This window comes from Streptomyces sp. CA-111067 (genome assembly GCF_050956065.1).
GTDB lineage: Bacteria > Actinomycetota > Actinomycetes > Streptomycetales > Streptomycetaceae > Actinacidiphila.
In genome coordinates this window covers 2,669,322-2,695,316 of record NZ_CP192103.1, presented here as the reverse complement: position 1 = coordinate 2,695,316, position 25,995 = coordinate 2,669,322, and the positions used below count along the sequence as shown (strand labels likewise).

General features: G+C 72.9%; 19 protein-coding genes. 6 read left to right on the top strand and 13 right to left on the bottom strand.

The genetic code is table 11. The features are described 5' to 3' along the window. The first annotated feature begins 29 nt into the window (after positions 1–29). Positions 30–884 carry an acyl-CoA thioesterase gene (locus tag ACQPW6_RS11665; protein ID WP_433894505.1) on the top strand — a complete coding sequence of 285 codons (855 nt, stop codon included), beginning with the start codon at positions 30–32 and terminating at the stop codon, positions 882–884. A 148-nt stretch (positions 885–1,032) separates the two neighbouring features. On the opposite strand, the gene ACQPW6_RS11660 is transcribed toward ACQPW6_RS11665, so the two are convergent. The 3 genes from ACQPW6_RS11660 to ACQPW6_RS11650 form a co-directional block, all read right to left on the bottom strand. Next, positions 1,033–2,217, bottom strand: a complete 1,185-nt coding sequence (locus ACQPW6_RS11660) for a sensor histidine kinase (protein ID WP_433889511.1) — start codon at positions 2,215–2,217, stop codon at positions 1,033–1,035. Next, the gene (locus tag ACQPW6_RS11655; protein WP_433889510.1) at positions 2,214–2,897 is read right to left on the bottom strand and encodes a response regulator; all 684 of its coding nucleotides are present in this window, start codon (positions 2,895–2,897) and stop codon (positions 2,214–2,216) included. The genes ACQPW6_RS11660 and ACQPW6_RS11655 overlap by 4 nt, the downstream gene beginning before the upstream one ends. A gap of 73 nt (positions 2,898–2,970) precedes the next feature. Next, a complete protein-coding gene (locus ACQPW6_RS11650) occupies positions 2,971–3,771 on the bottom strand; it encodes a phosphatase (RefSeq protein WP_433889509.1) in 801 nt (266 codons plus the stop codon). Positions 3,772–3,943: 172 nt separating this feature from the next. Between ACQPW6_RS11650 and speB the strand changes: the two genes are divergently transcribed. Together speB and ACQPW6_RS11640 are read left to right on the top strand one after the other, a co-directional pair. Then, a complete protein-coding gene (gene speB, locus ACQPW6_RS11645; RefSeq protein WP_433894504.1) occupies positions 3,944–4,903 on the top strand; it encodes an agmatinase in 960 nt (319 codons plus the stop codon). A 189-nt stretch (positions 4,904–5,092) separates the two neighbouring features. Next, entirely contained in the window at positions 5,093–8,974 is a 3,882-nt protein-coding gene (locus tag ACQPW6_RS11640; protein ID WP_433889508.1) for an ABC transporter ATP-binding protein, read from the top strand. Between the two features lie 69 nt (positions 8,975–9,043). Here ACQPW6_RS11640 and ACQPW6_RS11635 read toward each other — a convergent pair whose 3' ends face one another. From ACQPW6_RS11635 to ACQPW6_RS11590, 10 genes are all read right to left on the bottom strand, one after another. Then, positions 9,044–10,870 carry a glycoside hydrolase family 3 protein gene (locus ACQPW6_RS11635; RefSeq protein WP_433889507.1) on the bottom strand — a complete coding sequence of 609 codons (1,827 nt, stop codon included), beginning with the start codon at positions 10,868–10,870 and terminating at the stop codon, positions 9,044–9,046. A 95-nt stretch (positions 10,871–10,965) separates the two neighbouring features. Next, the gene (locus ACQPW6_RS11630) at positions 10,966–11,316 is read right to left on the bottom strand and encodes a hypothetical protein (protein ID WP_433889506.1); all 351 of its coding nucleotides are present in this window, start codon (positions 11,314–11,316) and stop codon (positions 10,966–10,968) included. Between the two features lie 29 nt (positions 11,317–11,345). Further along, a complete protein-coding gene (locus ACQPW6_RS11625; protein ID WP_433889505.1) occupies positions 11,346–12,143 on the bottom strand; it encodes a sugar phosphate isomerase/epimerase family protein in 798 nt (265 codons plus the stop codon). Positions 12,144–12,195: 52 nt separating this feature from the next. Further along, complete coding sequence (locus ACQPW6_RS11620) at positions 12,196–12,534, bottom strand: STAS domain-containing protein (protein ID WP_433889504.1); 339 nt, start codon at positions 12,532–12,534, stop codon at positions 12,196–12,198. A gap of 3 nt (positions 12,535–12,537) precedes the next feature. Then, positions 12,538–14,574: a glycogen debranching protein gene (locus ACQPW6_RS11615; RefSeq protein WP_433889503.1), complete on the bottom strand. Its 2,037-nt coding sequence runs from the start codon at positions 14,572–14,574 to the stop codon at positions 12,538–12,540. 123 nt (positions 14,575–14,697) lie between these two features. Beyond that, complete coding sequence (locus tag ACQPW6_RS11610) at positions 14,698–16,518, bottom strand: AGE family epimerase/isomerase (protein WP_433889502.1); 1,821 nt, start codon at positions 16,516–16,518, stop codon at positions 14,698–14,700. A 21-nt stretch (positions 16,519–16,539) separates the two neighbouring features. Continuing rightward, on the bottom strand, positions 16,540–17,151 hold the full coding sequence (locus ACQPW6_RS11605) for a DJ-1/PfpI family protein (RefSeq protein WP_433889501.1): 612 nt from the start codon (positions 17,149–17,151) through the stop codon (positions 16,540–16,542). Positions 17,152–17,316: 165 nt separating this feature from the next. After that, positions 17,317–17,790: a nuclear transport factor 2 family protein gene (locus ACQPW6_RS11600; RefSeq protein WP_433889500.1), complete on the bottom strand. Its 474-nt coding sequence runs from the start codon at positions 17,788–17,790 to the stop codon at positions 17,317–17,319. A gap of 71 nt (positions 17,791–17,861) precedes the next feature. Further along, positions 17,862–19,469 (bottom strand): thiamine pyrophosphate-binding protein, encoded by a 1,608-nt coding sequence (locus tag ACQPW6_RS11595; protein ID WP_433889499.1) that lies wholly within the window; start codon positions 19,467–19,469, stop codon positions 17,862–17,864. Positions 19,470–19,557: 88 nt separating this feature from the next. Then, a complete protein-coding gene (locus ACQPW6_RS11590) occupies positions 19,558–20,385 on the bottom strand; it encodes a type 1 glutamine amidotransferase domain-containing protein (protein ID WP_433889498.1) in 828 nt (275 codons plus the stop codon). 295 nt (positions 20,386–20,680) lie between these two features. On the opposite strand from ACQPW6_RS11590, the gene ACQPW6_RS11585 reads away from it, so the two are divergent. The 3 genes from ACQPW6_RS11585 to ACQPW6_RS11575 all read left to right on the top strand — a co-directional run bounded on the left by ACQPW6_RS11585 (position 20,681) and on the right by ACQPW6_RS11575 (position 25,856). Beyond that, the gene (locus ACQPW6_RS11585) at positions 20,681–22,633 is read left to right on the top strand and encodes an alpha-1,4-glucan--maltose-1-phosphate maltosyltransferase (protein WP_433889497.1); all 1,953 of its coding nucleotides are present in this window, start codon (positions 20,681–20,683) and stop codon (positions 22,631–22,633) included. Between the two features lie 128 nt (positions 22,634–22,761). After that, complete coding sequence (gene treS, locus ACQPW6_RS11580) at positions 22,762–24,471, top strand: maltose alpha-D-glucosyltransferase (protein ID WP_433894503.1); 1,710 nt, start codon at positions 22,762–22,764, stop codon at positions 24,469–24,471. Then, positions 24,468–25,856, top strand: a complete 1,389-nt coding sequence (locus ACQPW6_RS11575; protein WP_433889496.1) for a maltokinase N-terminal cap-like domain-containing protein — start codon at positions 24,468–24,470, stop codon at positions 25,854–25,856. Before treS ends, ACQPW6_RS11575 begins: the two co-directional genes overlap by 4 nt. Positions 25,857–25,995: the final 139 nt, after the last annotated feature.

Sequence of the window (25,995 nt, the reverse complement as noted above, 5' to 3'; positions counted from 1 at the left end):
GCGCCGAGCGCCCCGATCCGCTCCAGTCACTGCTCCAGCTGCTCGACCTGGAGCGGATCGACCGGGACCTGTTCCGCGGCACCAGCCGCTCCGTGGTGGTGCCGCGGGTGTTCGGCGGCCAGGTCGCCGCGCAGGCGCTGGTCGCCGCCGGCCGCACCACCCCCGAGGACCGCGCCGCGCACTCGCTGCACGCGTACTTCCTGCGGCCGGGCGACCCCGGCGCGCCGATCGTCTACCAGGTGGACCGGATCAGGGACGGCCGCTCCTTCACCACCCGGCGGGTGGTCGCCATCCAGCACGGGAAGCCGATCTTCCACCTGTCGGCCTCCTTCCAGGTGCACGAGGACGGCCTGGACCACCAGGAGCCGATGCCTTACGCGCCCGACCCGGAGACCCTGCCCACCGCCGACGACCTGCTGCCCGCCAACGCCGCCAGGTTCCCCGATCCCACCGTGATCGACCGGATCCTGGAGACCAGGGCGGCCGTCGACCTGCGCTATGTGGACGATCCGCCGTATCTGACCGCGGGCGTCAAGCGCGAACCGCGCTCCCAGGTGTGGTTCCGCACCCGCGGCAAGCTCGCCGACGACCCGCTGCTGCACGTCTGCCTGGCCACCTATGTGTCGGACATGACGCTGCTGGACTCGATACTGCTCGCGCACGGCCGCGGCGGCTGGGCGGTCGGTGACGTGGTCGGCGCGAGCCTGGACCACGCCATGTGGTTCCACCGGCCGCTGCGCGCCGACGAGTGGCTGCTCTACGACCAGCAGAGCCCGTCCTCCTCCGGCGGCCGGGGCCTGGCCACCGCCCGCATCTACACCAGGGACGGGCAGCTGGCGGTCTCGGTGATCCAGGAGGGCCTGGTCAGGGTCCCGCGCGACTGACACCCCGCAGGCTGTGCACCGCGCGCTCACCCGACGGGGTGAGCGCGCGATCCGACACCATGGATGCGGGTTTCACCGCCGTACGGGTGAGGCCCGGCACCGCTCAGGCTGCTCGGGCCGCTCAGGCACCTCGGGCTGCTCGGGTCGCTCAGGCCGCTTCGGCGGCCGGGCCTAGCGGCAGGGTGGCCCGCACCAGGAAGCCGCCGGGCGCCGCGGGCGCCGCCGTGAAGTCCCCGCCCAGCTGGGCCGCCCGCTCCCGCAGCCCGGCCAGCCCGTGCCCGCCCGACGGCAGCGGGGCCGGGGCGTCCGGGGCCCCGGGGCCGTTGCGCACCTCCACCAGCAGCGCGTCGCCGTCGCGCCGCACCAGGACGCGGGTCTGCGCGCCCGGCGCGTGCTTGCGGATGTTGGTCAGCGCCTCCTGCACGATCCGGTACGCGGCGTGCTGGACGTCGGGAGGCAGCGTCCCGGCCGCCGCCTCCCGTACGGCGGGCAGCTCGCCGTGGGTGCCGGGGCCGGCCGCCGCCACCAGCGCGGGCACCCCGGCGAGCCCGGGGCCCGCCTCCAGGTCGTGGGCCGCCGTGATCGGCAGCCGCAGCAGCCCCACCATGCGGCGCAGCTCGTCCAGCGCGTCCCGGCTCAGATCCCGTACGGCCGCCGCGGCTGACTGCGCCTGCGGCCCCTGCGCGGTGGCCTCCAGTGCGCCGGACTGCACGGCGATCAGGCTGATGTGGTGCGCGACCGTGTCGTGCATCTCGCGGGCGAGCCTGGCGCGCTCCCGTACCACCGCCTTCTCCGCGTCGAGCGCCCGTTCCCGTTCCCGGCTGGCCGCCAGCTCCGCCAGCCGGGCGGCCAGCTCGCGGCGCGAGTAGCCCAGCAGCCCGAGCGCGGTGGGTGCCACGGCCAGCAGCGCGGAGAGCATCACCGCGAGGATGGTGTCCGACAGCGCCCAGCTGACCGGTTCGCGAAACGGCCACGGCACGCACGACACCACTGCGACGGTCAGCGCGCAGCCGCCGATCAGCACCGCCCGCGGCGAGACCCCCTCGGGCAGCCGGCGGCTCACCCACCACCTCTGTGCGCGATTTCGCTCCGGCCGGTCCGCGGCGACCTGGTAGAGCGCGCCCATCGGCGAGAACCAGATGTAGCCGAGGGCCAGCGCGGGCAGCGTCGCCACCAGCGCGGTCAGCGGGAACCGGTGCCTGAAGAGCAGTGCGAACGTGCCCAGGCAGGCGAAACCCAGCGCCACCGGCCCGCCGAAGGACCGGGTCGCCCACACCTCGACCGCGGACAGTGCGAGCAGCGCGGCGTCGGGGAGGGTGACGCGCCGCCTCACGGGCGTTCCGGAGCCGCTGCCAGGCCCGCCTGGTGCGCCACGACCGCCGCCGCCACCCGGTTGGGAGCGTCCAGCTTGCGCAGTACCGCCCTGACGTGGTCCTTGACGGTGCCGACGGAGATGTTCAGCTCCGCGGCGATCAGCGCGTTCGGCAGACCGACGGCCAGCAGCCGCAGCACCTCGCGTTCGCGGCCGGTGAGCCGGCCCATCGCGGCCTCGGATCCGGCCGCCGACGGGTCGGGGGCGGCTTCCTCCGCGGGCTCCCCGAGGAAGCCGTCCACGACCGCGCGGCCGACCGTGGGCGTGAAGACCGTGCCGCCGCCGGCCAGTACCCGCACCGCGTCGATGAGGGTGCCGACCGCGGTGTCCTTGAGCAGGAATCCGCCGGCGCCCGCCGCCATGGCGGCCCGTATGTGCGCGCTGGTGTCGAAGGCGGTCAGCATGGCGACGACCGGCGGCCGGGGCAGCGCCCGCAGCGCGCGCAGCACCGTCAGGCCGTCGTCCGGCGGCGGCATCACCGCGTCCAGCAGCACCACGTCCGGGCAGGTACGCGCGACGGCCGCGACCGCCCGGTGCCCGTCACATTCCGCGACCACCTGGATGTCGTCCGCGGACCCGAGAATGCTCCGCAGGGCGGCCCTGACCAGCGCCTCGTCATCGACGATCGCTACCTGGACCACGGTGTCGCCTGCCTTTCCTCGCTCTCCTTCACTGATCGTAACGAGAGACGGAGGTCACGTCAGGTCCGAGCGGTCAGGCCGGCTGCTTCAGACCCGCCGCGGCCAGCAGATACGCGGTCATCGGCGCGTACAGGTGCGGCGGAACGTTGTCGTCGAGCGGAACCGTCACCAGGAGGGTGCCTTCCGCCTCGCCGACGAAGAGCGCCGGGTCGTTGCAGTCCGCGTAGCCCACGGTGTCGATGCCCCTGCCGCCGGCGTGGCCCGCCCAGCCGTGGTCGGCGATCACGAGGTCGGGCAGCGGCTCGCCGGCCCGCTCCAGGGCGTCCAGGACCTCCCGCATCGGGTCGGGGGAGTGGGTGTGCATCAGGCTGCCGCCGCGGTGCAGGACGGCGACCGACGCCATGTGCCGGATCTCGCCGCCGTCGGCGTAGAGGTGGTCGGCGGGGGTGACCAGCGTGCAGCCCGCGTCGCGCAGCGCGGCGGCCACCACCTGGTGCACGGCGAAAACGCCGGCAGGGTGTCCGGTGGCGACCAGCACCCGGGAGCCGTTCTCCGCCGCCTTGTGCATGACGGCCGCCATCCGGTCGAGGCCGCCGATCGTCAGGTCCACGTCGATCGTGTCCTGGCCGTGCAGGTGGGCGGGATCGGCCACCACTCCGCAGCGCTCGGCCATCAGCTCGAGCACGGCCGCCTCGTCCCAGCGGTCGCCCAGTTCGAGGCCGAGCCAGAAGTTGCGGTTGCCTTCGACGAGTTCCCGGTAGTGGCTGAGGTTGTTCTCCCGGCTGGTGGCGACGTCGCCGGAGATCCGGGCGCGTATCAGGTGGTCGGCGAGGGACTGGCGAGTGGGCACGGCGGGCGCGGGATCCAAGGGCATGTGCACATTGTCCCGCCCCGCTTCTCCGGCACGCGAGGTGCCCCGGATCGACGCCGAGGCGTAATCACCGGCGCCGATTGGAGGAAACGTACAGTCCACCGTCTCCAGGTGGTCACGTAGAGTCGGGATGTTCACTCAGCGTGCACCTATGGGGGAGAGCAGAGGCATGACCATGAGCAGCGCAACGCCGCGCGGCCCCGTCGATTCGTCCCGCGTCCCGCGCTACGCCGGTCCGGCGACCTTCGCCCGGCTGCCGCGTCTTGACGAGGTCGGCACAGCGGACGTGGCAGTGGTCGGCGTCCCGTTCGACAGCGGGGTCTCCTACCGGCCCGGCGCGCGGTTCGGCGGCAACGCCGTACGGGAGGCGTCCCGGCTGCTGCGCCCCTACAACCCGGCGCAAGATGCGTCGCCTTTCGCGCTCGCCCAGGTCGCGGACGCCGGCGACATCGCCGTCAACCCGTTCGACATCGGCGAGGCGGTGGAGACCGTCCAGTCCTCGGCGGCCGACCTGCTCGGCACCGGCGCCCGGCTCATGACGCTCGGCGGCGACCACACCATCGCGCTGCCGCTGCTGCGCGCGGTGGCCGGTCGGCACGGCCCGGTTGCGCTGCTGCACTTCGACGCGCACCTGGACACCTGGGACACCTACTTCGGCGCCGCCTACACGCACGGCACGCCGTTCCGCCGGGCGGTCGAGGAGGGCGTCCTCGACACCTCCGCCCTGTGCCACGTCGGCACCAGGGGGCCGCTGTACGGCCGCAAGGACCTGGACGACGACGAGAAGATGGGCTTCGGCATCGTCACCTCGGCCGACGTCATGCGGCGCGGGGTGGACGAGGTGGCGCAGCAGCTGCGGGAGCGGATCGGCGACCGGCCGCTGTACATCTCGGTGGACATCGACGTGCTCGACCCGGCGCACGCGCCCGGCACCGGCACCCCGGAGGCCGGCGGCCTCACCTCGCGTGAGCTGCTGGAGATCCTGCGCGGCCTGGCCGACTGCCGGCTGGTCTCCGCGGACGTGGTGGAGGTCGCCCCGGCCTACGACCACGCCGAGATCACCTCGGTCGCGGCCTCGCACACCGCCTACGAGCTCACGACGATCATGTCCCGGCAGATCGCCGCGAGCCGCTGAGCCGCTGAGCCGCCGAGCCACCGAAACCCCTGAGCCGATTCACCTGAACGGATTACGACCAATGTCGCACTCCTGTGCGACCTTGGTCGTTGATTTGTTGCAGGAGGATGAAACGCGCATGCCGGCGCGTTGGGACAGCCGACGAGGCGAGCGGGGGGACGAGTGGTGGACGATCAGCGGGAGGAACGCGTGACGACGGCGAAAGAGCGGCCGGGACCCGAGGAGCGCGAGCAGGGCTGGCTGCGCCGGCTCAGCGCGCACTGCTGGCGGTACCGGCGCAACGTGCTGCTGTCGTTGGGGGCCTCACTGGCCGGCATGGCGGTCACCGCGCTGATCCCGCTGGTGCCCAAGCTGATCATCGACGACGTGATCGTCAAGCACGACAAGCCGCTCGCCCCCTGGGCGTTCGCGCTGGTCGGCGCCGCGGTCGTGGTCTACGTGCTGACCTACGCCAGGCGCTATTACGCCGGCCGGCTGGCGCTGGACGTCCAGTACGACCTGCGCAACGACATGTTCCGGTCGATCATGCGGCTCGACGGCCGCCGGCAGGACGAGCTGAGCACCGGCCAGGTGGTCGGCCGGGCCACCAGCGACCTCCAGCTCATCCAGGGCCTGCTGTTCATGCTGCCGATGATGATCGGCAACGTGCTGCTGTTCCTGCTCTCGCTGGTCGTCATGCTCACGCTGTCGCCGCTGCTCACCCTGGTCGCGCTCGCCGTGGCCCCGGCCCTGTGGTTCATCGCCGGCAGGTCGCGCAAGCGGCTGTTCCCCGCCACCTGGTACGCACAGGGGCAGGCGGCGGCCGTGGCCGGCATCGTGGACGGCTCGGTCACCGGAGTCCGGGTGGTGAAGGGCTTCGGCCAGGAGCAGCAGGAGATGGACAAGCTGGAGACGGTCAGCCGGCGGCTCTTCGCCGGCCGGCTGCGCACCGTCCGGCTCAACGCCCGCTACAGCCCCGCGCTCCAGGCGGTGCCCTCGCTCGGCCAGATCGGCATGCTGGCGCTCGGCGGCTGGATGGCCACCCGCGGGCAGATCACCCTGGGCACGTTCGTCGCCTTCTCCACCTACCTCGCCCAGCTCACCGGCCCGGTCCGGATGCTCACCGTGATGCTGACCGTCGGCCAGCAGGCCCGGGCCGGCGTCGAGCGGGTCTTCGAACTCATCGACACCGAACCGACGCTGGAGGAGGGCACCAAGGAACTGCCGCCCGACGCCCCCGCCACCGTCGACTTCGACCAGGTCTCCTTCGGGTACACCAAGGAGCGCCCGGTCCTCGACGGCTTCGACCTGACACTGGCACCCGGCGAGACCGTGGCCGTCGTCGGCTCGTCGGGGTCGGGCAAGTCCACCGTCTCGCTGCTGCTGCCCCGGCTGTACGACGTCACCGGCGGCGCCGTGCGGATCGGCGGCATGGACGTCCGCGAGCTCACCTTCGACTCGCTGCGGTCGGCCATCGGGCTGGTCCCCGAGGACAGCTTCCTGTTCTCCGACACGGTCCGCGCCAACATCGCCTACGGCCACCCGGAGGCCACCGAGGACCAGATCCTGGCCGCCACCCGCGCCGCCCAGGCCGACGGCTTCATCTCGGCGCTGCCGGACGGGTACGACACCGTCGTGGGGGAGCAGGGGCTCACCCTGTCCGGCGGCCAGCGCCAGCGGGTGGCGCTGGCCCGCGCGATCCTCGCCGACCCCCGGCTGCTGCTCCTCGACGACGCCACCTCCGCGGTCGACGCCCGGGTGGAGGCCGAGATCTTCGACGCGCTCCGCGAGGTGATGCGCGGCCGCACCACGCTGCTGATCGCGCACCGCCGCTCGACGCTGGCGCTCGCCGACCGGATAGCGGTCCTGGACCACGGGCGGCTGGCCGACGTGGGCACGCACGAGGAACTCCAGCAGCGCAGCGCGCTGTACCGGGCGCTGCTGACCGACCCCGACGCGCTCGGCGCCGACGTGGTGCAGCCTGACCCGGCGGGCGCGATCGCCGCGGCCGGCGTGGAGGGCAGGGTGACGGTCGGCCCGGACGGGCGCGAGGAGTGCCCCGAGGGTGACTGCCTGCTCGCGGACGAGCCGCAGGAGCCGGCGTCCGCATCACGGATCGCCGAGCCGGCTGCCGGCGGGATCACCCCTGAGCTGTGGCCCGCGGACCGCCGGCCGGCCGCCGACGAGCAGACCGGGTCGGCCGCGTCCGCCGCCCCGGCGGCCGGGGGCGGTATGGCCGGAGCGCTGGCCGGGATGCCCGCCACCCCCGACCTGCTGGAGAAGGTCGCCGCGCTGCCGCCGGCCCTCGACACCCCCGATGTGGACGAGCGGCGGGCCAGGACCGCCGACGAGAGGTTCGGCCTCGGCAGCCTGCTGCGCGGCTTCCGCGCCCCGCTGCTGTTCAGCCTGCTGCTGGTGGCGGTGGACGCGGTGGCGGGACTGCTGCTGCCGGTGCTGATCCGGCACGGGATCGACGCGGGTGTCCGGCAGGCCGCGCTCGGCGCGGTCTGGGCGGCCTCGCTGCTCGGCCTCGTCCTGGTCGTCGCGCAGTGGGGAGCGGAGTGGGGCTCGGCCATGCTGACCGGCCGCACCGGCGAGCGGGTGCTCTACACGCTGCGGGTGAAGATCTTCGCGCACCTGCACCGGCTCGGGCTCGACTACTACGAGCGCGAGATGACCGGCCGGATCATGACCAGGATGACCACCGACGTGGACGCGCTGTCCACGTTCCTGCAGACCGGACTGGTCACCGCGCTGGTCAGCCTGCTCACCTTCGTCGGCATCCTGGTGGCGCTGCTCGCCATCGACGTGCAGCTGGCGCTGATGGTCTTCGCCGCGCTGCCGCCGCTGGTGATCGCCACCTGGGTGTTCCGCCGGAAGTCGGTGCGGGCCTACGAACTGGCCCGCGAGCGGGTCGCGGTGGTCAACGCCGACCTCCAGGAGCACGTCGCCGGCCTGCGGATCGTGCAGGCGTTCCGCGGCGAGCGGCGCGGCAGCGAGCGCTTCGCGCGGCGCGGCGACGAGTACCGCCAGGCCCGGGTCCGCGGCCAGTTCCTGATCTCGGTCTACTTCCCGTTCGTCCAGCTGCTGTCCAGCGTGGCCGCCGCCCTGGTGCTCGCCGTCGGCGCGAACCGGGTGAACGACGGCACCCTGACCGCGGGCGCCCTGGTGGCGTATCTGCTCTACATCGACCTGTTCTTCTCCCCGGTGCAGCAGCTCTCGCAGGTCTTCGACGGCTACCAGCAGGCATCGGTCTCGCTCGGCCGGATCAGGGAGCTGCTGCGCGAGCCGACCACCACCCCGGCCGTCGCCGAACCGAAGGCGGTCGGACCGCTGCGCGGCGAGGTCGCCTTCCGCGATGTGCACTTCCGCTACGGCGGCTCGCAGGCCGAGGGCACCGAGGCGCTCAGCGGCGTCAACCTGCGGATACCGGCGGGGCAGACGGTGGCCTTCGTCGGCGAGACCGGTGCGGGCAAGTCCACCCTGGTCAAGCTGGTCGCGCGGTTCTACGACCCGACCGCCGGCGCCGTGCTGGTCGACGGCACCGACATCCGCGACTTCGACCTGGCCGGCTACCGGCAGCGCCTGGGCGTCGTACCGCAGGAGCCGTATCTGTTCCCCGGCACCGTGGCCGAGGCCATCGCCTACGGCAGGTCGGACGCCACCGACGCCGAGGTCGAGGCGGCGGCCCGGGCGGTCGGCGCGCACGAGATGATCGCGACCCTGGAGGACGGCTACCTGCACCGGGTCACCGAGCGGGGCCGCAACCTCTCGGCGGGGCAGCGGCAGTTGATCGCCCTGGCCCGCGCCGAACTGGTCGATCCCGCGGTCCTGCTGCTCGACGAGGCCACCGCCGCGCTCGACCTGGCGACCGAGGCCCTGGTCAACCAGGCCGCCGACCGGCTGGCCGTCCGCCGTACGACACTGGTGGTGGCCCACCGGCTGAGCACCGCCGCGCGCGCCGACCGGGTCGTGGTGCTCGACCACGGGCGGGTGATCGAGGACGGCACGCACGAGTCGCTGCTCGCCGGCGACGGCCGCTACGCGGAGCTGTGGCGCACCTTCACCGGCGAGGTGCAGGCCGTCGCCTGACGGCCGCTCAGCGAACGTCCCCGCGGGACCGGCCGGTGATCGTGCCGGCCGGTCCCGCGGGCGGGCTGATCAGTAGCGCAGCCCGTAGCCGATCGGATAGAGCGCGGTGGCCGGGTCGTCGGCGCGCGGCACCGCGACCGGCAGCCGGCCGGTCGGCCGCACCGTGCCGGCGATGACCCGGGCGGCGGCGCGCAGCGTGACATCGGTCCAGCCGTAGCCCGCCAGCGACGCGGCCACCGGCGGCAGATAGGCGATGTCGTACGGGTTGCGGATGGCGAGCTGTACGACGGGCACGCCGGTGGCCGTCAGCGCGGTCACCAGCGCGATCTGCTCCGGCGCGGCGGCGGTGACGTTGTAGGTGGCCACGATCACCGCGTCCTTGCCCTGGGCGGCGGCCACCGCCTGGTCGATCACCGCCTGGCTGGGCGCGGTGCCGGTGGACAGCGCCTGGGCGGGGTGGCCCAGTTCGCTGAACGCCTTCGCCAGCACCGCGGTCGGCGGCCCGCCGGTGCCGGAGGGCGCCGCCGGGTCCGCGCCGACCACCAGCAGATCGCGGTGCGAGCGGCGCGGGAAGGGCAGCAGCCCGGCGTCATTGGTGAGCAGTGTGATGCCGCGGTCGGTGACCCGGTCGGCGGTGGCCAGATGGGACCGCGTCCCGACCGACCGGCGGACCCCGGCGTGGGTGACGTAAGGGTCGGCGAACAGACCGTTGCGGAACTTCAGCCCGAGAATCCGGGTCAGCGAGACCTCGATCCGCTCCTCGGTCAGCTCGCCGGACTTCACCGCGTCCAGCACGCCCTGGTAGGCGACGTCCAGCAGCGGCGGGTTGAGCAGCTGGTCCGCGCCCGCCTTGAGCGCGAGCACCGGCACCCGGTCGTCGCCGTACTTCTCCCGCACCCCCTCCATGCCGAGCGAGTCGGTGACCACCAGGCCGTCGTAGCCGAGCTGCTCGCGCAGGATGCCGGTGAGGATCGGGTGCGAGAGCGTCGCCGGGTCGCCCGAGTCGTCCAGGGCCGGGACCAGGATGTGCGCGGTCATGATCGAGTCGATGCCGGCCGCGATGGCCGCCCGGAACGGCGGGGCGTCGATCTGCTGCCACTGCTCCAGGGTGTGGGTGATGATCGGCAGCGCGAAGTGGCTGTCGGTGCCGGTGTCCCCGTGGCCGGGGAAGTGCTTGGCGGTGGAGGCGATTCCGGCGCTCTGGTAGCCCTTGACCTGCGCGGCGGCCAGCGTGGCCACCGCCTGCGGGTCGGCGCCGAAGGACCGGACCCCGATCACCGGATTTGCGGGGTTGATGTTGACGTCGGAGACGGGGGAGTAGTTCTGGTTGACGCCCATCGCGGCCAGTTCGGTGCCGATGACGCGGGCCGCCGTGCGGGCGTCGCCCGGGCTGCCGTTGGCGCCGAGCGCCATGCCGCCGGCGAAGGTCGTCGCGGGCGCGCCGATCCGCTCGACCGCGCCCTGCTCCTGGTCGGTGGAGATGAACATCGGGACCGGGGTGGCCTGCGCGAGCGCGGCCCGCTGGATGCCGTTGGAGAGGTCGGCGATCTGGTCGGGGTTCTGCGTGTTGTGTGCCCAGGCGAAGTAGATGATGCCGCCGACGTGGTACTTCGCGATGAGTTCCGCCGCGTTCGCCACGCCGATCTCGCTCTGGTTGGCGGCCACGTCGGCGGGGTCGGGGTCGGTCGCGGAACTGCCGTAGATCCGCATCACGAAGAGCTGGCCGACCTTCTCCTCCAGGCCCATCCGGCGGATGACCTCGCGGATCCGCCGGCTGTCGGCGGCGGTCGGTGACGATCCGCGGGCGGCCGCCGCGGGGATGGTGCCGGCCAGCGCCGCGGTGGTGGCCGCGGCGGTGGTGAGGACGGCACGGCGGGACGGGTGGGGGTGGGGCATGACGGACTCCTTCGGGACGGAGGAGGGTGCACGCTCTTCTGAAGGAAACTTCCAGGGGTACACGGATATCCGGGAAGTTTTCGCCAGTCAATGCCTCAGTCGAAAACGGGGTGCGCGGGTATCCGTTCCGCGGGCACCCCGAACACCACCGTGAGGTGGAACGCCGTCAGGCATTCGGCGGCTGGCTTCGGCTGCCTGACCTGGAGCGACAGCCGGTCGCCGGCGATCGCCAGGCTCGCCGCGGTGGCCTGGCTGCACCCGGTGGTGCGGGTCCGGCCGACCAGTACCCGGCTGGTGAAGTCGGTCCGGTCGGCGGCGGCCACGATGGCCGTCGCCGCGTGGCCGTCCCGCGGGGCGGCGGACTGCGCGAAGCGCCGCAACTCGCCGCCGTCGCGCAGCACCTGGTGCGTCTCGGCGCCGGCCGGCACCGAGGAGGAGAAGTACACGGCACGGGTGCCGGTCTTCGCGGGGTCGCTCAGGCGGACTCGGCCAGCAGCTGGGCCAGGTGCTGCCGCGCCGGGCCGAGCAGCCCGCCCAGGTCGGCGGCGTCGGGGTACCAGCGCTTCTCGTACTCCCAGCACAGCCAGCCGTCCCAGTCCGCCCGGGCCAGCACCTCGACGGTCTCCGCCAGCGGCAGCACTCCGTCGCCCAGCGGCAGCGGCGCCGTGTCGGCCGCCGAGGCGATGTCCTTCACCTGGACGTAGCCGAGATAGGGCGCCAGCACCGGGAAGGTCGCCGACGGCTGCTCACCGGCCAGCCAGGTGTGCATCAGGTCCCAGATCGCCCCGGCGCCGTGGTGCCCGACCCGGCCGAGCACCCGCGCCACGTCGGCCCCCGACCGGTGCGAGTCGTGGGTCTCCAGCAGCACCCGCACCCCGGCGTCGGCCGCGAGCGGCGCCGCCGCCGCGAGCCGCCGGGCGGCCAGCGCGTCCGCCTCGTCCGTCCCGAGGTCGCCGCCGCCCGGGAAGACCCGCACGTACGGGGCACCCAGGTCGGCGGCCAGCCGGACCGCGGCGCCGACCTCGTCCAGTACCGGTCCGTCGTCGCCCGCTGCGGCCACCTTGGCGTAGCAGGCGACGGTCAGGATCTCGACCCCGGCTTTCGCGAACTGCTCGGCCACCCGGCTGCGTTCGTCCGCAGTCAGGCCGGTGTGCACCGGTTCCTCCTCGCTCGCGCGCAGTTCGACGCCGTGGAAGCCGTGCTCCGAGGCCAGCTGCAGGACCTGCTCGACGGGCAGTGCGGGAAGTCCGAGGGTGGAGAAGGCGAGTTTCATTCGCCGGACACTAGGCACGGGCCCGCGCCTGGTCAACCATCGTCCACCGTGATCAGGCGGCTTCGTCGCTGAAGGACACGGCTTCGCGGATGATCGTCACCCCCTGGTCGAAGACGCTGTCGCGCAGCAGCTGGCGGACCCGCTCGCTCGGGCCGTCCAGCACGATATCCACGCCGCCCGGCAGCTGCTGCTGGATGAAGGCGAGGCAGCGCACCGCGCCCACGCAGATCGACTCCAGATCGTGCATGCGCACCACCAGCCGGTTCGGCGGCTGGGTGACGGCCTGCTCCAGCAGCGCCCGCAGGGCGGGCACCCGCCGTTCGGTGAGTTCGCCGGACAGGTAGACGGTCGCGACGGCTCCGCTGAAGCCGAGGTATGCGTCGAATGCCATGGCTCATTCCTTCTCTCTGCGCTCTTGGGGGAGCGCGGTCAGTACGATCGCCGAGTGATCGGCCAGCAGCACGGGCGCGCCGGCCGGGAGTGCGGGTTCCGTGCCGGGGGCGTGCGCCTCGTGACCGGGTTCCATGGCCGTGTCGGCGAACGTGTGCCAACGGGTCCCGGGCGGCGGCGGGGGGAGGTCCACCGCCACCGGCTGCGACGCGGAGTTGACGGCCACCAGGACGGTGTCGTCGGGGCGGCCCTCGTCATCGGCCGGCTCATGGTGCAGCAGCACGACCAGCCGCGACTGCGCGCTCCAGTCGGGCTGCCAGGGACGCCGACCGTGCCAGCTCAGCCGTGGGTACGGGAGCCGGCCCGGGCCGGTGGCCGCGTCCTCGGGCACTGTGTCGCGGCGCAGCGCGCGGTGCGCCCTGCGGTAGGCGAGGCAGGCCCGCACGAAGTGGTGCAGGGACGGGTCGCGGTCCAGCGCGGTCCAGTCGAGCCAGTTGATCTCGTTGTCCTGGCAGTAGGTGTTGTTGTTGCCGCGCTGGGTGCGGCCCAGTTCGCAGCCGGCGGCCAGCATGGGCGTGCCGTGCGCGGTCAGCACCAGCAGCAGGGCGGTGCGCACTTGCCGGGCCCGCAGCCGCAGCACGTCCGGGTCGTCGGTGGGACCCTCCGCACCGCAGTTCCAACTGGCGTTGTCCTGCGGCCCGTCGATGCCGCCTTCGCCGTTGGCCTCGTTGTGCGGGCGGTCGTAGGAGGCCCAGTCGGCCAGCGTGAAACCGTCGTGGCAGTCGGCGAAGTTGACGCCGGCGGTCAGGCCGCGGTGCCCGTAGGTGTCCGGCGAGCCGACCAGCCGGTCGGCGAGATCGCCCGCGCTGCCCGGGGTGCCGGTCAGGAACCGCCGCAGGGCGTAGGTGAAGCCCGGGTTCCACTCCGCCCAGCGGCCGTAGGAGGGGAAGCGGCCGACCAGGTCGAGCCCGTCGGCGTCGAAGGGCTCGGCGATCAGCTTGCGGCCGGCCAGCACCGGGTCGTGTGCGATGGCCTCCAGCAGCGGTGGGTTGGCCAGCAGGGCGCCGTCCGGACCGCGGGCCAGGATCGGCGCCATGTCGAAGCGGAAGCCGTCCACGTGGTATTCGGTCGCCCAGTGCCGCAGGCAGTCCAGCAGCAGCGCCCGTGTCACCGGGTGGTTGGCGTTGACGGTGTTCCCGGTACGGGTCAGGTTGCGGTAGCTGCCGTCCTCGGCGTGGCTGTAGTACGCCTGGTCGTGCAGGCCGCGCAGTGACAGCGTCGGGCCGCGCTCGTCGCCCTCGGCGGTGTGGTTCAGGACCACGTCGAGCAGCACCTGGATCCCGGCCCGGTGCAGCGAGCGCACCAGCGTCTTCAGCTCGCGGACCGGCCCCTCGCCGTGGGCGTCGGCGGCGTAGCCGGCCTTGGGCGCGAAGAAGCCCACCGGGTTGTAACCCCAGTAGTCGGCCAGCGGCGGCCGGCCGGCCGGGACGGGCACCGGGTTGTCGGTCTCGTCGAACTCCGCTGTCGGCATCAGTTCGACGCAGTTGACCCCCAGGTCCAGCAGGTAGGGGATCTTCTCGGCCAGGCCGGCGTACGTCCCGGGGTGGGCGACGCCGGAGGAGGGGTGCCGGGTGAAGCCGCGCACGTGCAGCTCGTACACCACCAGATCCTCGGCGGGGATGCGGGGCGGGGTGTCGCCCTGCCAGTCGAAGGGTTCGGCGGGCACCGCACAGCGGTAGGCGGGGCGCCGGCCCCAGGTCTCGCCGCCGTGCAGCAGCCGCGCGTACGGGTCGAGCAGCAGGCCGGTGCCCGGGGCCCGGTATCCGTAGTCGAAGGCACCGGGCCGCAGGCCGAGCACGGTCATGGTGTGCACGTCGCCGACCCGGTACCGGCGCGGGAACCGGATGGACCCGGTCTCCGCGCCGGTGACCGGGTCCAGCAGGACCAGTGACAGCGGGCCGCGCGCGGGTGAGCCGACGCTGAAGTTGACGCCGCCCGGCACCGGGGTGGCCCCGGGCAGCAGCGGGTTGCCCGCGGTCACCCGCAGGCCGGGACCGGAGGGGCGAGCCGCTATGCCCCTCCGGTCCCGGACAGCGGCGGGAGGGGGATCCGGGGCGAGCGGCGGAGCAGGAGCGGCGGCCGGGGCGGGAGCAGGCATCACGGCTCAGTCCCCGGTGTGCCGCAGCCGTACCCGCACCGTGAGCCGGTGGCGGGAGGAGGGCAGCTTGACGGTCATCGCCTCGGCGTCGAAGACGTCGTAGGGGGCGCCGTCGATGCGGACGCTGTCGATCACGATCTTGCCGTACGGCAGGATGTCCGGCGCCACCCGCAGCAGCCCGTCCGGGTACTCCGCGTCCGGGCGCGGGCTGAACCACAGGTCCAGGGCGCCGCGGTTGACCAGCAGCTGGGTGTAGACCTCGGCCAGATAGCAGAGTTCGGCCTTGTGGTACATCGCCATCGCGTGGCTGCCCTTGAGGCGTTCGTTGCCCATGATGAACGGCAGGCCCTGGGCCAGCACGGTGAAGTGGACGCCGCCCTCGTCGTGGTCGAGGAAGAAGGCGTTGTAGAACGCCGACGCCTCCTTGGCATGCCGCAGGTAGTCCTCCCGGCCGGTGTGGCCGGCCAGCACCAGGTAGGCCAGGATCGCCTGCTCCTGCTGCCACCAGGTCTTGCGGTCGTGCCAGACGAAGGCGTGCCTGCCGTCCTCGGGTTCGCGCTGCACCAGGTCGTACCAGCCGCCGCGCTGGACGTCGCGTCCGAGCGAGGGCATGTTCGCGGCGATCTCGCCCGCCAGCTGCTGGTACTCGCGCTTGGGGACGGCGGCGTTCATCCGGGTGAGGTTCCAGGCGATCTTGAGGTTGTGCCCGATCACCGCCCGGTTCTGCTGCCAGCCCCAGGAGTGGTCGGGCGTCCAGTCCGCGTAGAAGCGCTCGTTGACGAACGGGCTGCCGCCGGGCCCGCGGTCGGGCATGTAGGTGGCGATCATGTCGAAGGTGTGCTCCAGCATCCGCCGGTAGCGCTCCTCGCCGGTGGCGAGGTACATGTTGATCAGGTACGCGGGGGCGTGGTCGCCGACCGAGTTCCAGTTCTTGCGCGAGTGGTTGGGGCCGAGCCCGTCGTGGTGCGGGCTGAGCGTGACCGGGTCGATGTGCGAGAAGTAGCCGCCGAGCCGGGAGTCGCGGAAGTGGCGTTCGAACAGCGCGACGGTGTCCTCGATGTCCTTCTTGATCACCGGGTCGCCGGTCAGCCGGTAGGTCTGGGTCAGCCCGACCAGCGCGTAGATCTGCTCGTACGCGGGGATCGCCCGGTAGTCGTCGCCGAACTCGGAGGCGAACAGCTTGCGTTCCCTGGTGCCGGTGAGGTCGACGCCGTGGTACCAGTACACGACGTCCTCGGCCTCGTCGCGGAAGCGCATGTGGTCGTGCAGGTACTGCGAGCCGCGCTCGGCGACCTCCAGGTAGTCCTCCTTGCCGGTGAGCAGATAGGCGCTGGCCATCCCGTACACCATGCGGGACAGGGTGTCCGTCTCCTGGATGTGCTCGGCGGACTTGTGCCCGGTGCTGCCGATGGTGGTGCGGTACTGGGCGAAGTCGACCGGCCCGTCGCCGAACTGCGAGCGCCGGTAGAAGCCGGCCAGCCGGTCCAGCTGGTTCACCCACCAGCCGGCTGTCTCGGGCGGGAAGGAGCGGTCGCCGTCGCCGGCGATCAGCAGCCGGTCGACCTGGAAGTGCCGGCCGGAACCGGTCGCGTACACCGGCCCGTAGCTGAAGACCAGCGTGCCGGGGGTCAGCAGCTCGCCGATCCGGCCGGTCGCGTCGAGGTAGGGCTCGCCCAGGTTGCGCAGCAGCTGCGCGCTGGTGGTGTCGGTGAGGTGGACCGTGACCTCGCCGGCTTCGGGGGTCTCCAGCACGATCCGGCTGCCGCGGTGCTCGCGCACGTAGCCGGCGACGGTGTCGGAGAAGGACAGGGGCAGTTCGGTGGGCACGGGAGTCTCCTTCTGGCGGGCTCAGGCCGCATCGAACTCGGGGACGGCCAGCCTCTCGATCACCGTGCGGGCCAGCAGGTGGCAGTGGTCCACCGAGCGGGAGGTGATCAGGTCGCGGTCGACCACGACGTCCTGGTTGAGGTAGACGGCGCCCATGTTGCGGACGTCGCCGACCAGGTTGTTGTGGCAGGTGACCGGGCGGTCGCGCACCAGGTCGGGGGCTCCCGACAGCAGCATCAGGCCGTGGCAGGAGAACGCCTTGACCAGGTGCGGTATCCGGAAGGCCCGGCGCAGCAGTTCCAGCGCCGGTGCGTCGTGCTCGATGTCCTCGGTGTAGCGCAGCCGGTCGGCGACCATCCCCGAGGGGATGACGAGAGCGGCGAACTGGCGCAGTTCGTGGTAGTCGAGCGACTCCAGGTCGCCCTCCACCTCGATGGTGCCCCGGTGCTCGTGGCCGGTGAAGACCTGCGAGGAGCGGCCCCAGAGCCGGCTGAGCAGGACCACCGGTGCGCCGTCCTCGGCGAAGCGGCGCTGGTAGTAGGCGATCTCGTCCTCGACGAAGTCGCTCTCCATCAGGATGCCGATGCGTTTCCCGGCGAGTCGGCCGGTCATCAGCGGTTGGACGTTACCCATGGCTAGGCCCGCAATCACGTGGTCTGTCGGAACGGGAGGAGGGGGCGGCCGCAGCGGTGGCGCCAGAGCGCCGGGCGGGGAACGCTGCGGCCGCCCGGGGCGGCGCGCCCGGCGGGGGAGGCCGGGGGCCGCGGGTCGGGGTGCGGATACGGGGGCCGGCAGGCCCTACAGGTCGGGCGAGCCCGGCATCGGGGTCAGCGCGTCCACGGTGTAGGTCAGGATCCGCGGGCCTGCCTCGCCGAGCTGCACGGTCCAGCTCTGGTAGGCGTCGAAGCCCATCCACACGCTCGCGGCGGCCGGCGGGTTCCAGACCTTGGTCTGCCAGTTGACGACGACGAGGACGTCCGCGGTGTCCTCGCGGACCTGCTGCACCTCCACCTTCAGTACGGTGTGCTCCTCGTCGAAGAACCGGTGGGTGACGGCCTCGTACCACTGGGCGAAGCCGGCGATGCCGCGCGACCGGCCCTCGGGGAAGTTCATCACCAGGCCCTCGTCGGCCAGGTACGGGGTGACCGCGGCCAGCGGGTCGTGCCGGTCCAGCGCCTGGTACCAGGTGCCGGCGAACTCGGTGAGCGTCTGCGTCAGGGCGGGGTCGGCCGGCTGTGCGCCGGGCGCGGTGGCGGACGGGGACACGGACATGGGCGGTGCTCCTTGTCAGGTAGGCGGTGGGTGGTGGTCCGGCCGGCAGCGGGCCGGACCCGGGTCCGGGGTCAGCCGGTGAGCAGGTCCACCAGGAACGGGCCGCGGTGGCCGAGCATGGCCTGGACCGCGTCCGGCACCTGCTCGGGCTTCTCCACCCGGACCGCGGGCACCGACAGGGCGCCGGCCAGGTCGGTGAAGGAGATCTCCGGCCGGGACAGGTCGAAGGCGTCCGGGTAGGCGTGCGGCTGGGCGCCCTGCTCGCGCCAGTACTGCTCGATGTTCAGGTCGAGCAGCCGGTAGCGCCGGTTGTTGCAGATCACGAAGGACGCGTCGATCCCGTGCCGGGCGGCGGTCCACAGCGCCTGGATGGTGTACATGCTGCCGCCGTCGCCGGTGAAGCCGACCACCTCCAGGTCGGGGCGGGCGAGCTTGACACCGAGGGCGCCGGGGATGCCGACGCCCAGCGATCCGCCGCGGGTCTGGAAGTACCGGCCCGGCACCCGCGGCGGCAGGTGCCGGGTCAGCGCGGGGGAGGAGGTCAGCGCCTCGTCGAACACCGCCAGGTTGTCCGGTGCCCGCAGTGCCAGCTCGCGGGCGAAGACGTCCATCAGCCCCTCGGGGCCGCTGTCCTGCGCGGTCGGACGGGCCGGCGGTTCGGGCGGCGGGGCGCCGCCGTCCAGCCGGGACAGCTCCGCGGCGAGTGCCTCCAGGGCGAGCCGCGGATCGGCGACGAGGCCGATGTCCACCGGATGGTTCTTGGCGATCTCGTACGCGTCCAGGTCGATCTGCACGATCCGGGCGTCGTCGCGGAACGGGCTGGTCAGCGAGGGGTACACCTCGGGGAACAGGTAGGTGCCGACGACCAGCACCGCGTCCGCGCCGGCCACCACGGGGGCGCTGTCGGCGCCGAACATGTGGCCGAGGTTCCCGCCGAACAGCGGGTGCGCGGTGTCGAAGTTGACCTCTGAGGAGTTGACCCCCCACACCGTCGCGCCCAGCCGCTCGGCGACCGCGGTGAGGGCGTCCTGGGCACCGCCCGCCGCGATGCCGTCGCCCATCAGGACGATCGGATCGCGGGCACCGTGCAGTGCCCGCGCGGCGCGCAGGACGTCGCCGGCGGCCGGTACGCCGCCGGCAGAAGGTACGACGGTGGGCAGGGCGGCCTCCTCGGTGAGGCCGTCCATGACGTCGGCGGGCAGCACGACGAGCACCGGCCCGCGCGGCGGGGTCATGGCGATCTTCACGGCCCGGCGCAGCACCCGCAGCACCGAGCCCGGGTCCAGGACCCGCGTCGCGTACTTCGTCACCGGACGCGCCATGGCCACCAGGTCGGCGGCCATCTGGGCGTCCATGGCGTCGTACCGGACACCGGCCTCGCCGGCCAGCACCACCAGCGGGGACCCGCCCCGCTTGGCCTGGTACAGCATGCCGATGCCGTTGCCCAGGCCCACGCCGCTGTGCAGTTGGACCAGCCCGGGCCGCTGGGCGGCGCGGGCGTAGCCGTCCGCCATGCCCACGGCGACGCCCTCGTGCAGGGCCAGGACGAAATCGGTGCCGCTGGCGTCGGCGAGATCCACGAACCCCTGCTCGACCGTGCCGGGGTTGCCGAACATGTAGCTGATGCCGTCCGCGGCGAGCTGCTCGAACAGCGCCTGGTTGCCGGATCTGGCGGACATCGGTATCGCCTCCTTCACGGGGGGACTTCGGTACGGGGGACTTCGGTACGGTCCCGGCGCCGGTCGCAAGCCGGCCGCCGGCGGGGGACTACCAGCCGTAGCGGCGCAGACCGTCTTCCAGTACGCGGACCAGCAGTTCGCCCGACGGCAGCGAGTCGGGCGTGGAGCGGGCGGTCACGAACGGGTGGTCGACGATGACCGAGGTCTCCTTGCCGACGTTGCCGTGGAAGCCGCCCTGGGGGCCGGTGGCGTCGCGCAGGATGTACTCCAGCGGGTACGGCGGCGGGCCCATGTTGAACTCGACGCCCAGGAAGCCGGTGCCGTCCTTGTAGTCGTACTCCTTGGGGTGCCCCGTGACGTGCTTGCCCCACAGGATGCTCTGCCGGCTCTCCCAGTCGCGGGCGAAGGCCAGCACGGCGACGCCGTAGCACTCGGCGAGGATCGGCTTGTCGGCGGTGACGAAGGCCATCACCAGTCCGTGCAGCCGCTCGTTGTTGGCGAGGTCCACGATGGGGCCGCTGCCGCCGACGATCACCAGCGCGTCGAAGGCGCAGACCAGCTCGCCGGTGGCGGCGGCCAGCCGGCGGTTGTACTCCTCCAGGTCGCGCAGGTGGTTCAGCGCGCTGAAGTAGGGGCGCTCGGGGATGAGTTCGGCCAGGCTCAGCGGGTTGTCCAGCCGGCTGGAGTCGTCCAGGGTGCGGGCCCGGCGGGCCATGTCCCGGGTGGTGACGGAACGGCCGAGCGGGGGGTCGATGTACTCCGAGTCCAGGCTCGGCGGGAGGGCGTGCGGGCGCTTGCCGTTGGGGGTGATGAACGTCGTCCGGTAGCCGCGGGCGTCGAAGGCCTCGACGGGTCCGACGAGTTCCTCACCCCAGTAGCCGTACTCGGAAAGCACCAAGAGGATGCGTTTGGTCACGGGTATCTCCCTGCGGATAGAGGTCTTTCCGGTGCGGTCGGCCGCGGTCGGCGGCCGGGTGCTTCGGATGGCTCGAGTGAAACCGCCGCGCTTCACCACCGGCAATAGCGGAAGCCGCGGCGGCCGCTATTTACCGGACTTTCCACAGTGGTGTTCTCCTGCCGTCCGACCTGGGACGGGCGCTGTGCCGGCGGTGCGACTGACAGCACTTGCCACAGTGGATTCCCGGTTCTCGCCATTGCGGCCGGGCCGCGCCGATGCTGGGAGCTCTGCCCGTCGAGAAAGGGAGGAATTGATGAGCGGCCGTTTAGCGATCGACAATGTGTCGCCGAATGCCGGATACGGGGACTGGCCGACGAAGGCCGTGGTGGGCGAGCAGTTGCCGGTCGCCGCGACGGTGTGGCGCGAGGGGCACGGCGCGCTGGGCGTGGCCGTGCGGTGGAGCGGCCCCGGCCGGCCCGCGCAGGAGGTGCCGATGGTCCTGGCGGACCCCGGCGCCGACCGCTTCGCCGCCACCGTGGTCGCCGATGCTCCCGGCCGCTGGACGCTGCGCGTTCTGGCCTGGGGCGACCCCTGGGCGACCTGGTGCGCGGCGACGGCCGCCCGGCTCGATGCGGGCGCCCCGCTGACCGAGGTGGACCTGGCCGAGGGCGGGGTGCTGCTGGACCGGCTCGCCGGGCAGGCCGCCGCCGGCGCGCGCCCCGCGCTGCGCGCGGCCTCGGCGCGGCTGCGCGACCCCGGTACGCCGCCGGCTGACCGGGCTCGCGACGCGCTGTCCGCCGAGGTGGCGGCGCTTGCCGCGGACCGGCCGCTGCGCGAGCTGGTGACCGAGGGGCGGCCCCATCATGTCGACGTCGACCGTGAACGCGCCCTGTTCGGGAGCTGGTACGAGTTCTTCCCGCGCTCGACCGGCGGCACCGGCCCCGACGGCCGGCCCGTGCACGGCACCTTCCGCACCGCCGCGCGGGAGCTGCCGCGGATCGCGGCCATGGGGTTCGACGTGGTGTACCTGCCGCCCGTCCACCCGATCGGCACCGTGCACCGCAAGGGCCGCAACAACGCGCTGACCGCGGAGCGGGACGACGTCGGCTCGCCCTGGGCGATCGGTTCCGCCGACGGCGGCCACGACAGCGTCCACCCGCTGCTCGGCACCCTGGCGGACTTCCGCGACTTCACCGCGCGGGCCGCGGAGCTCGGCCTGGAGGTCGCCCTCGACCTCGCGTTGCAGTGCGCCCCCGACCACCCGTGGGTGCGCGAGCACCCGGAGTGGTTCGTCCGCCGCCCCGACGGCTCCGTCGCCTCGGCCGAGAACCCGCCCAAGAGGTACGAGGACATCTACCCGCTGGACTTCGACGGATCCGCCGCCGGCCTCAGGGCCGAGGTACTGCGGGTCGTGCAGGGCTGGATCGGCTGCGGAGTGCGGATCTTCCGGGTCGACAACCCGCACACCAAGCCGCCGGACTTCTGGCACTGGCTGATCCGCACCGTCAAGGACGCGCACCCCGACGTGCTGTTCCTCGCCGAGGCCTTCACCCGCCCGGCGGTGCTGCACGGTCTGGCCAAGCGCGGGTTCACCCAGTCGTACACGTACTTCACCTGGCGCGAGACCAAGCAGGAGCTCACCGAGTACCTCACCGAGCTGGTCGGCCAGGCGGACTGGCTGCGGCCCAACTTCTTCGTCAACACCCCCGACATCCTCCCGGGCCACCTGCGGGACGCCGCGGCGCCGGTGTTCGCGGTGCGTGCCGCCCTGGCCGGCCTGCTGTCGCCGAGCTGGGGGGTGTACGCGGGGTTCGAGCTGTACGAGGGCCGGGCGGTGGCACCGGGCTCCGAGGAGTACCTGGACTCGGAGAAGTACCAGCTGCGGCACCGGGACTTCGCCGCCGCGCTCGCCGCCGGCCGCTCCCTGGAACCGTGGATCACCGTGCTGAACCGGCTGCGCCGGGACCACCCCGCGCTGCGCGGGCTGCGCACGCTGCGGTTCCACCCCGTCGACAACGACGCGCTGATCGCCTTCTCCAAGACCGACCCGGGCACGGGCGACGCCGTGCTGTGCGTCGTCACCCTCGATCCGCGCCTCCCGCAGCAGGGGCGGGTCCGGCTGGACCCCGAACTCCTCGGCTCGCGCACCGCGGTGCGCGCGCTCGACGAGGTCACGGGGGCGGGCACCGATCTCGGCCCGGACCTCGACCTCAAGATCGACCCGCACGAGTCCGTCGCGCACGTCTTCACCTGGAGGAACCGTTGACAACGACGCCCGTGGAATCTCCCCCGGAGACCTCGCCCGCCCAGCCCGCCGCCGAACCCGCCCCCGGCGGACCCGGATCCGGCGCGGAGGCGGTGCCCGACGCCGTGCCGGACGCCGTGCCCGACGCGGTGACCGTGCTGGAGGCGCTTCCGCACGCCCGCCCCGCTCCGCAGTCGACGGACTGGTACAAGGACGCCGTGTTCTACGAGGTCCTGGTGCGGTCCTTCAACGACAGCAACGGCGACGGAACCGGCGACCTGAAGGGCCTGACCGAGAAGCTCGACTACCTGCAGTGGCTCGGCGTGGACTGCCTCTGGCTGCCGCCGTTCTTCGCCTCCCCGCTGCGCGACGGCGGATACGACATCGCCGACTACACCGCGGTGCTGCCGGAGTTCGGCCTGCTGGAGGACTTCGTCGCGCTGCTCGACGAGACCCACCGGCGCGGCATGCGCGTGATCATCGACATGGTGATGAACCACACCAGCGACCAGCACCCGTGGTTCCAGGCCTCGCGCAGCGACCCTGACGGCCCCTACGGCGACTTCTACGTGTGGGCCGACGACGACACCGGCATGAAGGACGCACGGATCATCTTCGTGGACTCCGAGACCTCCAACTGGGCCTGGGACCCGGTGCGCAAGCAGTACTACTGGCACCGGTTCTTCCGGCACCAGCCGGACCTCGCCTACGACAGCCCCGACGTGCAGCAGGCGATGCTGGACGTGCTGCGGTTCTGGCTGGACCTGGGCGTGGACGGCTTCCGGCTGGACGCGGTCCCGTACCTGTACGCCCAGGAGGGCACCAACTGCGAGAACCTGCCCGCCACCCACGCCTTCCTGCGCCGGGTGCGGGCGCTGGTCGACGACGGATACCCCGGCCGGGTGCTGCTGGCCGAGGCCAACCAGTGGCCCGAGGACGTCGTGGACTACTTCGGGGACTTCGCCTCGGGCGGCGACGAGTGCCACATGGCCTTCCACTTCCCGCTGATGCCGCGCATCTTCATGTCGGTGCGCCGGGAGTCCAAGCACCCGGTCTCGGAGATCCTGGCCAAGACGCCGGCGATCCCCGCCTCCGCCCAGTGGGGCATCTTCCTGCGCAACCACGACGAGCTGACCCTGGAGATGGTCACCGACGAGGAACGCGACTACATGTACGCGGAGTACGCCAAGGACCCGCGGATGCGGGCCAACATCGGCATCCGCCGCCGGCTGGCCCCGCTGCTGGACAACGACCGCAACCAGATCGAGCTGTTCACCGCCCTGCTGCTGTCGCTGCCCGGCTCGCCCGTCCTCTACTACGGCGACGAGATCGGCATGGGCGACAACATCTGGCTCGGCGACCGGGACGGCGTGCGCACCCCCATGCAGTGGACCCCGGACCGCAACGCCGGCTACTCCACCGCCGACCCGGGCCGGCTGTGCCTGCCGACCATCATGGACCCGATCTACGGCTACCAGGCCGTCAACGTCGAGCGGCAGCAGGCGTCGGAGTCCTCCCTCCTGCACTGGGCCAGGAACATGCTCGCCGCGCGCCGCCGCTTCCTGGCACTGGGCCGCGGCGACTTCAAGGAGATCACCACCGACAACGACGCCGTGCTGGCCTACTCGCGCACGTACATCACCGAAACGGGCGCCGAATCCACCGTGGTGTGCGTCAACAACTTCTCCCGCCACCCGCAGCCGGTCGGCCTGGACCTGTCGCACTTCGCCGGCCGGGTCCCGGTCGAGGTCGCGGGCATGGTGCCGTTTCCCGAGATCGACCGGGAGCCGTACCGGCTCACGCTCAAGGGCCACGGCTTCTACTGGTTCTGCGCGTGCCCGGACCGGGAGAGCCGATGACCGGGCTGGCCGACACCGTCACCGCGCGGCTGTCGACGCCGCTGGCCGCCTGGCTGCCGCGGCAGCGCTGGTTCGCCGGCAAGGGCCGCTCGCTGGCCGCCGCGGAGGTCGCGCACTCCACCGTCTTCACCGGCCAGGTCCCGGAAGGCGGCCCCGACGACAGCGGTGGCGGGGGGAGCGGCCGGACCGGCGCCATGCTGGTGGTGCGGGTGACGTACCAGGACACCGGCGGCAGCGAGCACTACCACGTGCCGGTCGGGCTGCGCGCCGATCTCGAACCGCCGCACGCCCGCCACGTCATCGCGGCCCTGGACGACCGGGTCGTCTACGACGCCCTCGGGGACGACGCCCTCGTCCGCGCCCTGGTCGGCCTCGCCACCGGCGAGCCGCCGGCGCCCCCAGCGGGCCGGGAGGCCGCCAGCCGGCCGCTCTCCGTCGAGCAGAGCAACACCTCGGTGCTGGTCGACGACCAGTACCTGGTGAAGTTCTTCCGGCGGCTGCACCCGGGCGTCAACCCCGAACTGGAGGTGCAGCGCGCGCTGTCCCGGGCCGGGGCCGCCGTCACGGTGCCGCTGCACGGCGCGGTGGAGGGCACCTGGCTTGATGCCCCGCTGACGTACGCGGTCGTGCACTCCTACCTCGCCGACGCGACCGACGGCTGGGCGATGGCGCTGGACGGCCTGTCCCGGCCGGACGGGCTGCCGGCCGCGCCGAGCAGCCCGCCGTTCGCCGCCCACGCCCACGACCTGGGCACGGTCGTCGCGCGGATGCACCGCGGCCTGGCCGAGACGCTGGGAGCGGCCTGGCTCGACGCGGCCGGCCTGCGCGACCTGGCGGACACCATGCACGAGCAACTCGGCCCGGCACTGGCCGCCGTACCGGCGCTGGCCCCGTACGCGGACCGGATCCGCGCGGTCTACCGGGCGGTGGCCGAACTGCCGGGCCCGGTGCCTGCCCAGCGGGTGCACGGCGACCTGCATCTGGGCCAGGTGCTGCACACCCCGGACGGCTGGACGGTGATCGACTTCGAGGGCGAGCCGGCGCTGCCGATCCGGGAACGGGTCCGGCAGCACTCGCCGCTGCGGGACGTCGCCGGCATGCTGCGCTCCTTCGACTACGCGGCCCAGTACGCTCCCGCCGGGGAGCACCCGCAGGTCCGCAGCCGGGCCGAGGAGCGGGCCAGGCTCCGCTGGAGCAGCCGCTGCGCGGAGGCGTTCTGCCGCGGCTACCGCCGGGAGGCCCGGGCCGACCCGCGCGAGCAGGCCGTCCTGCTGCGCGCGTACACGCTGCACAAGGCCGTCTACGAAGCCGTGTACGAGGCCGGCAACCGGCCGGAACTGCTGGCGGTGCCGCTGGGGGCGATCGGCCGGCTGCTGGGCGGCTGACCGCGACCCGCCGGTGGACCCGGCAGCCGGCGGAAAAACCCGCGGCTTCGCCAAGTTGCCCTAGTGGCGGCCGTGCGGCCCAGCTGTGTTGCCGCGGTGCGCGGCGGATCACTTCACTGGTTTCCATGCCCGCCGGCCG

What these genes read in the sequence shown, in the direction of transcription:
- ACQPW6_RS11585 (WP_433889497.1), top strand. Translation starts at nt 20,681, where the DNA reads ATGAGCGGCCGTTTAGCGATCGACAATGTGTCGCCGAATGCCGGATAC.
- ACQPW6_RS11650 (WP_433889509.1), bottom strand. Translation starts at nt 3,771, where the DNA reads ATGCCCTTGGATCCCGCGCCCGCCGTGCCCACTCGCCAGTCCCTCGCC.
- speB (WP_433894504.1), top strand. Translation starts at nt 3,944, where the DNA reads ATGAGCAGCGCAACGCCGCGCGGCCCCGTCGATTCGTCCCGCGTCCCG.
- ACQPW6_RS11575 (WP_433889496.1), top strand. Translation starts at nt 24,468, where the DNA reads ATGACCGGGCTGGCCGACACCGTCACCGCGCGGCTGTCGACGCCGCTG.
- ACQPW6_RS11595 (WP_433889499.1), bottom strand. Translation starts at nt 19,469, where the DNA reads ATGTCCGCCAGATCCGGCAACCAGGCGCTGTTCGAGCAGCTCGCCGCG.
- ACQPW6_RS11635 (WP_433889507.1), bottom strand. Translation starts at nt 10,870, where the DNA reads ATGCCCCACCCCCACCCGTCCCGCCGTGCCGTCCTCACCACCGCCGCG.
- ACQPW6_RS11625 (WP_433889505.1), bottom strand. Translation starts at nt 12,143, where the DNA reads ATGAAACTCGCCTTCTCCACCCTCGGACTTCCCGCACTGCCCGTCGAG.
- ACQPW6_RS11600 (WP_433889500.1), bottom strand. Translation starts at nt 17,790, where the DNA reads ATGTCCGTGTCCCCGTCCGCCACCGCGCCCGGCGCACAGCCGGCCGAC.
- ACQPW6_RS11620 (WP_433889504.1), bottom strand. Translation starts at nt 12,534, where the DNA reads ATGGCATTCGACGCATACCTCGGCTTCAGCGGAGCCGTCGCGACCGTC.
- ACQPW6_RS11605 (WP_433889501.1), bottom strand. Translation starts at nt 17,151, where the DNA reads ATGGGTAACGTCCAACCGCTGATGACCGGCCGACTCGCCGGGAAACGC.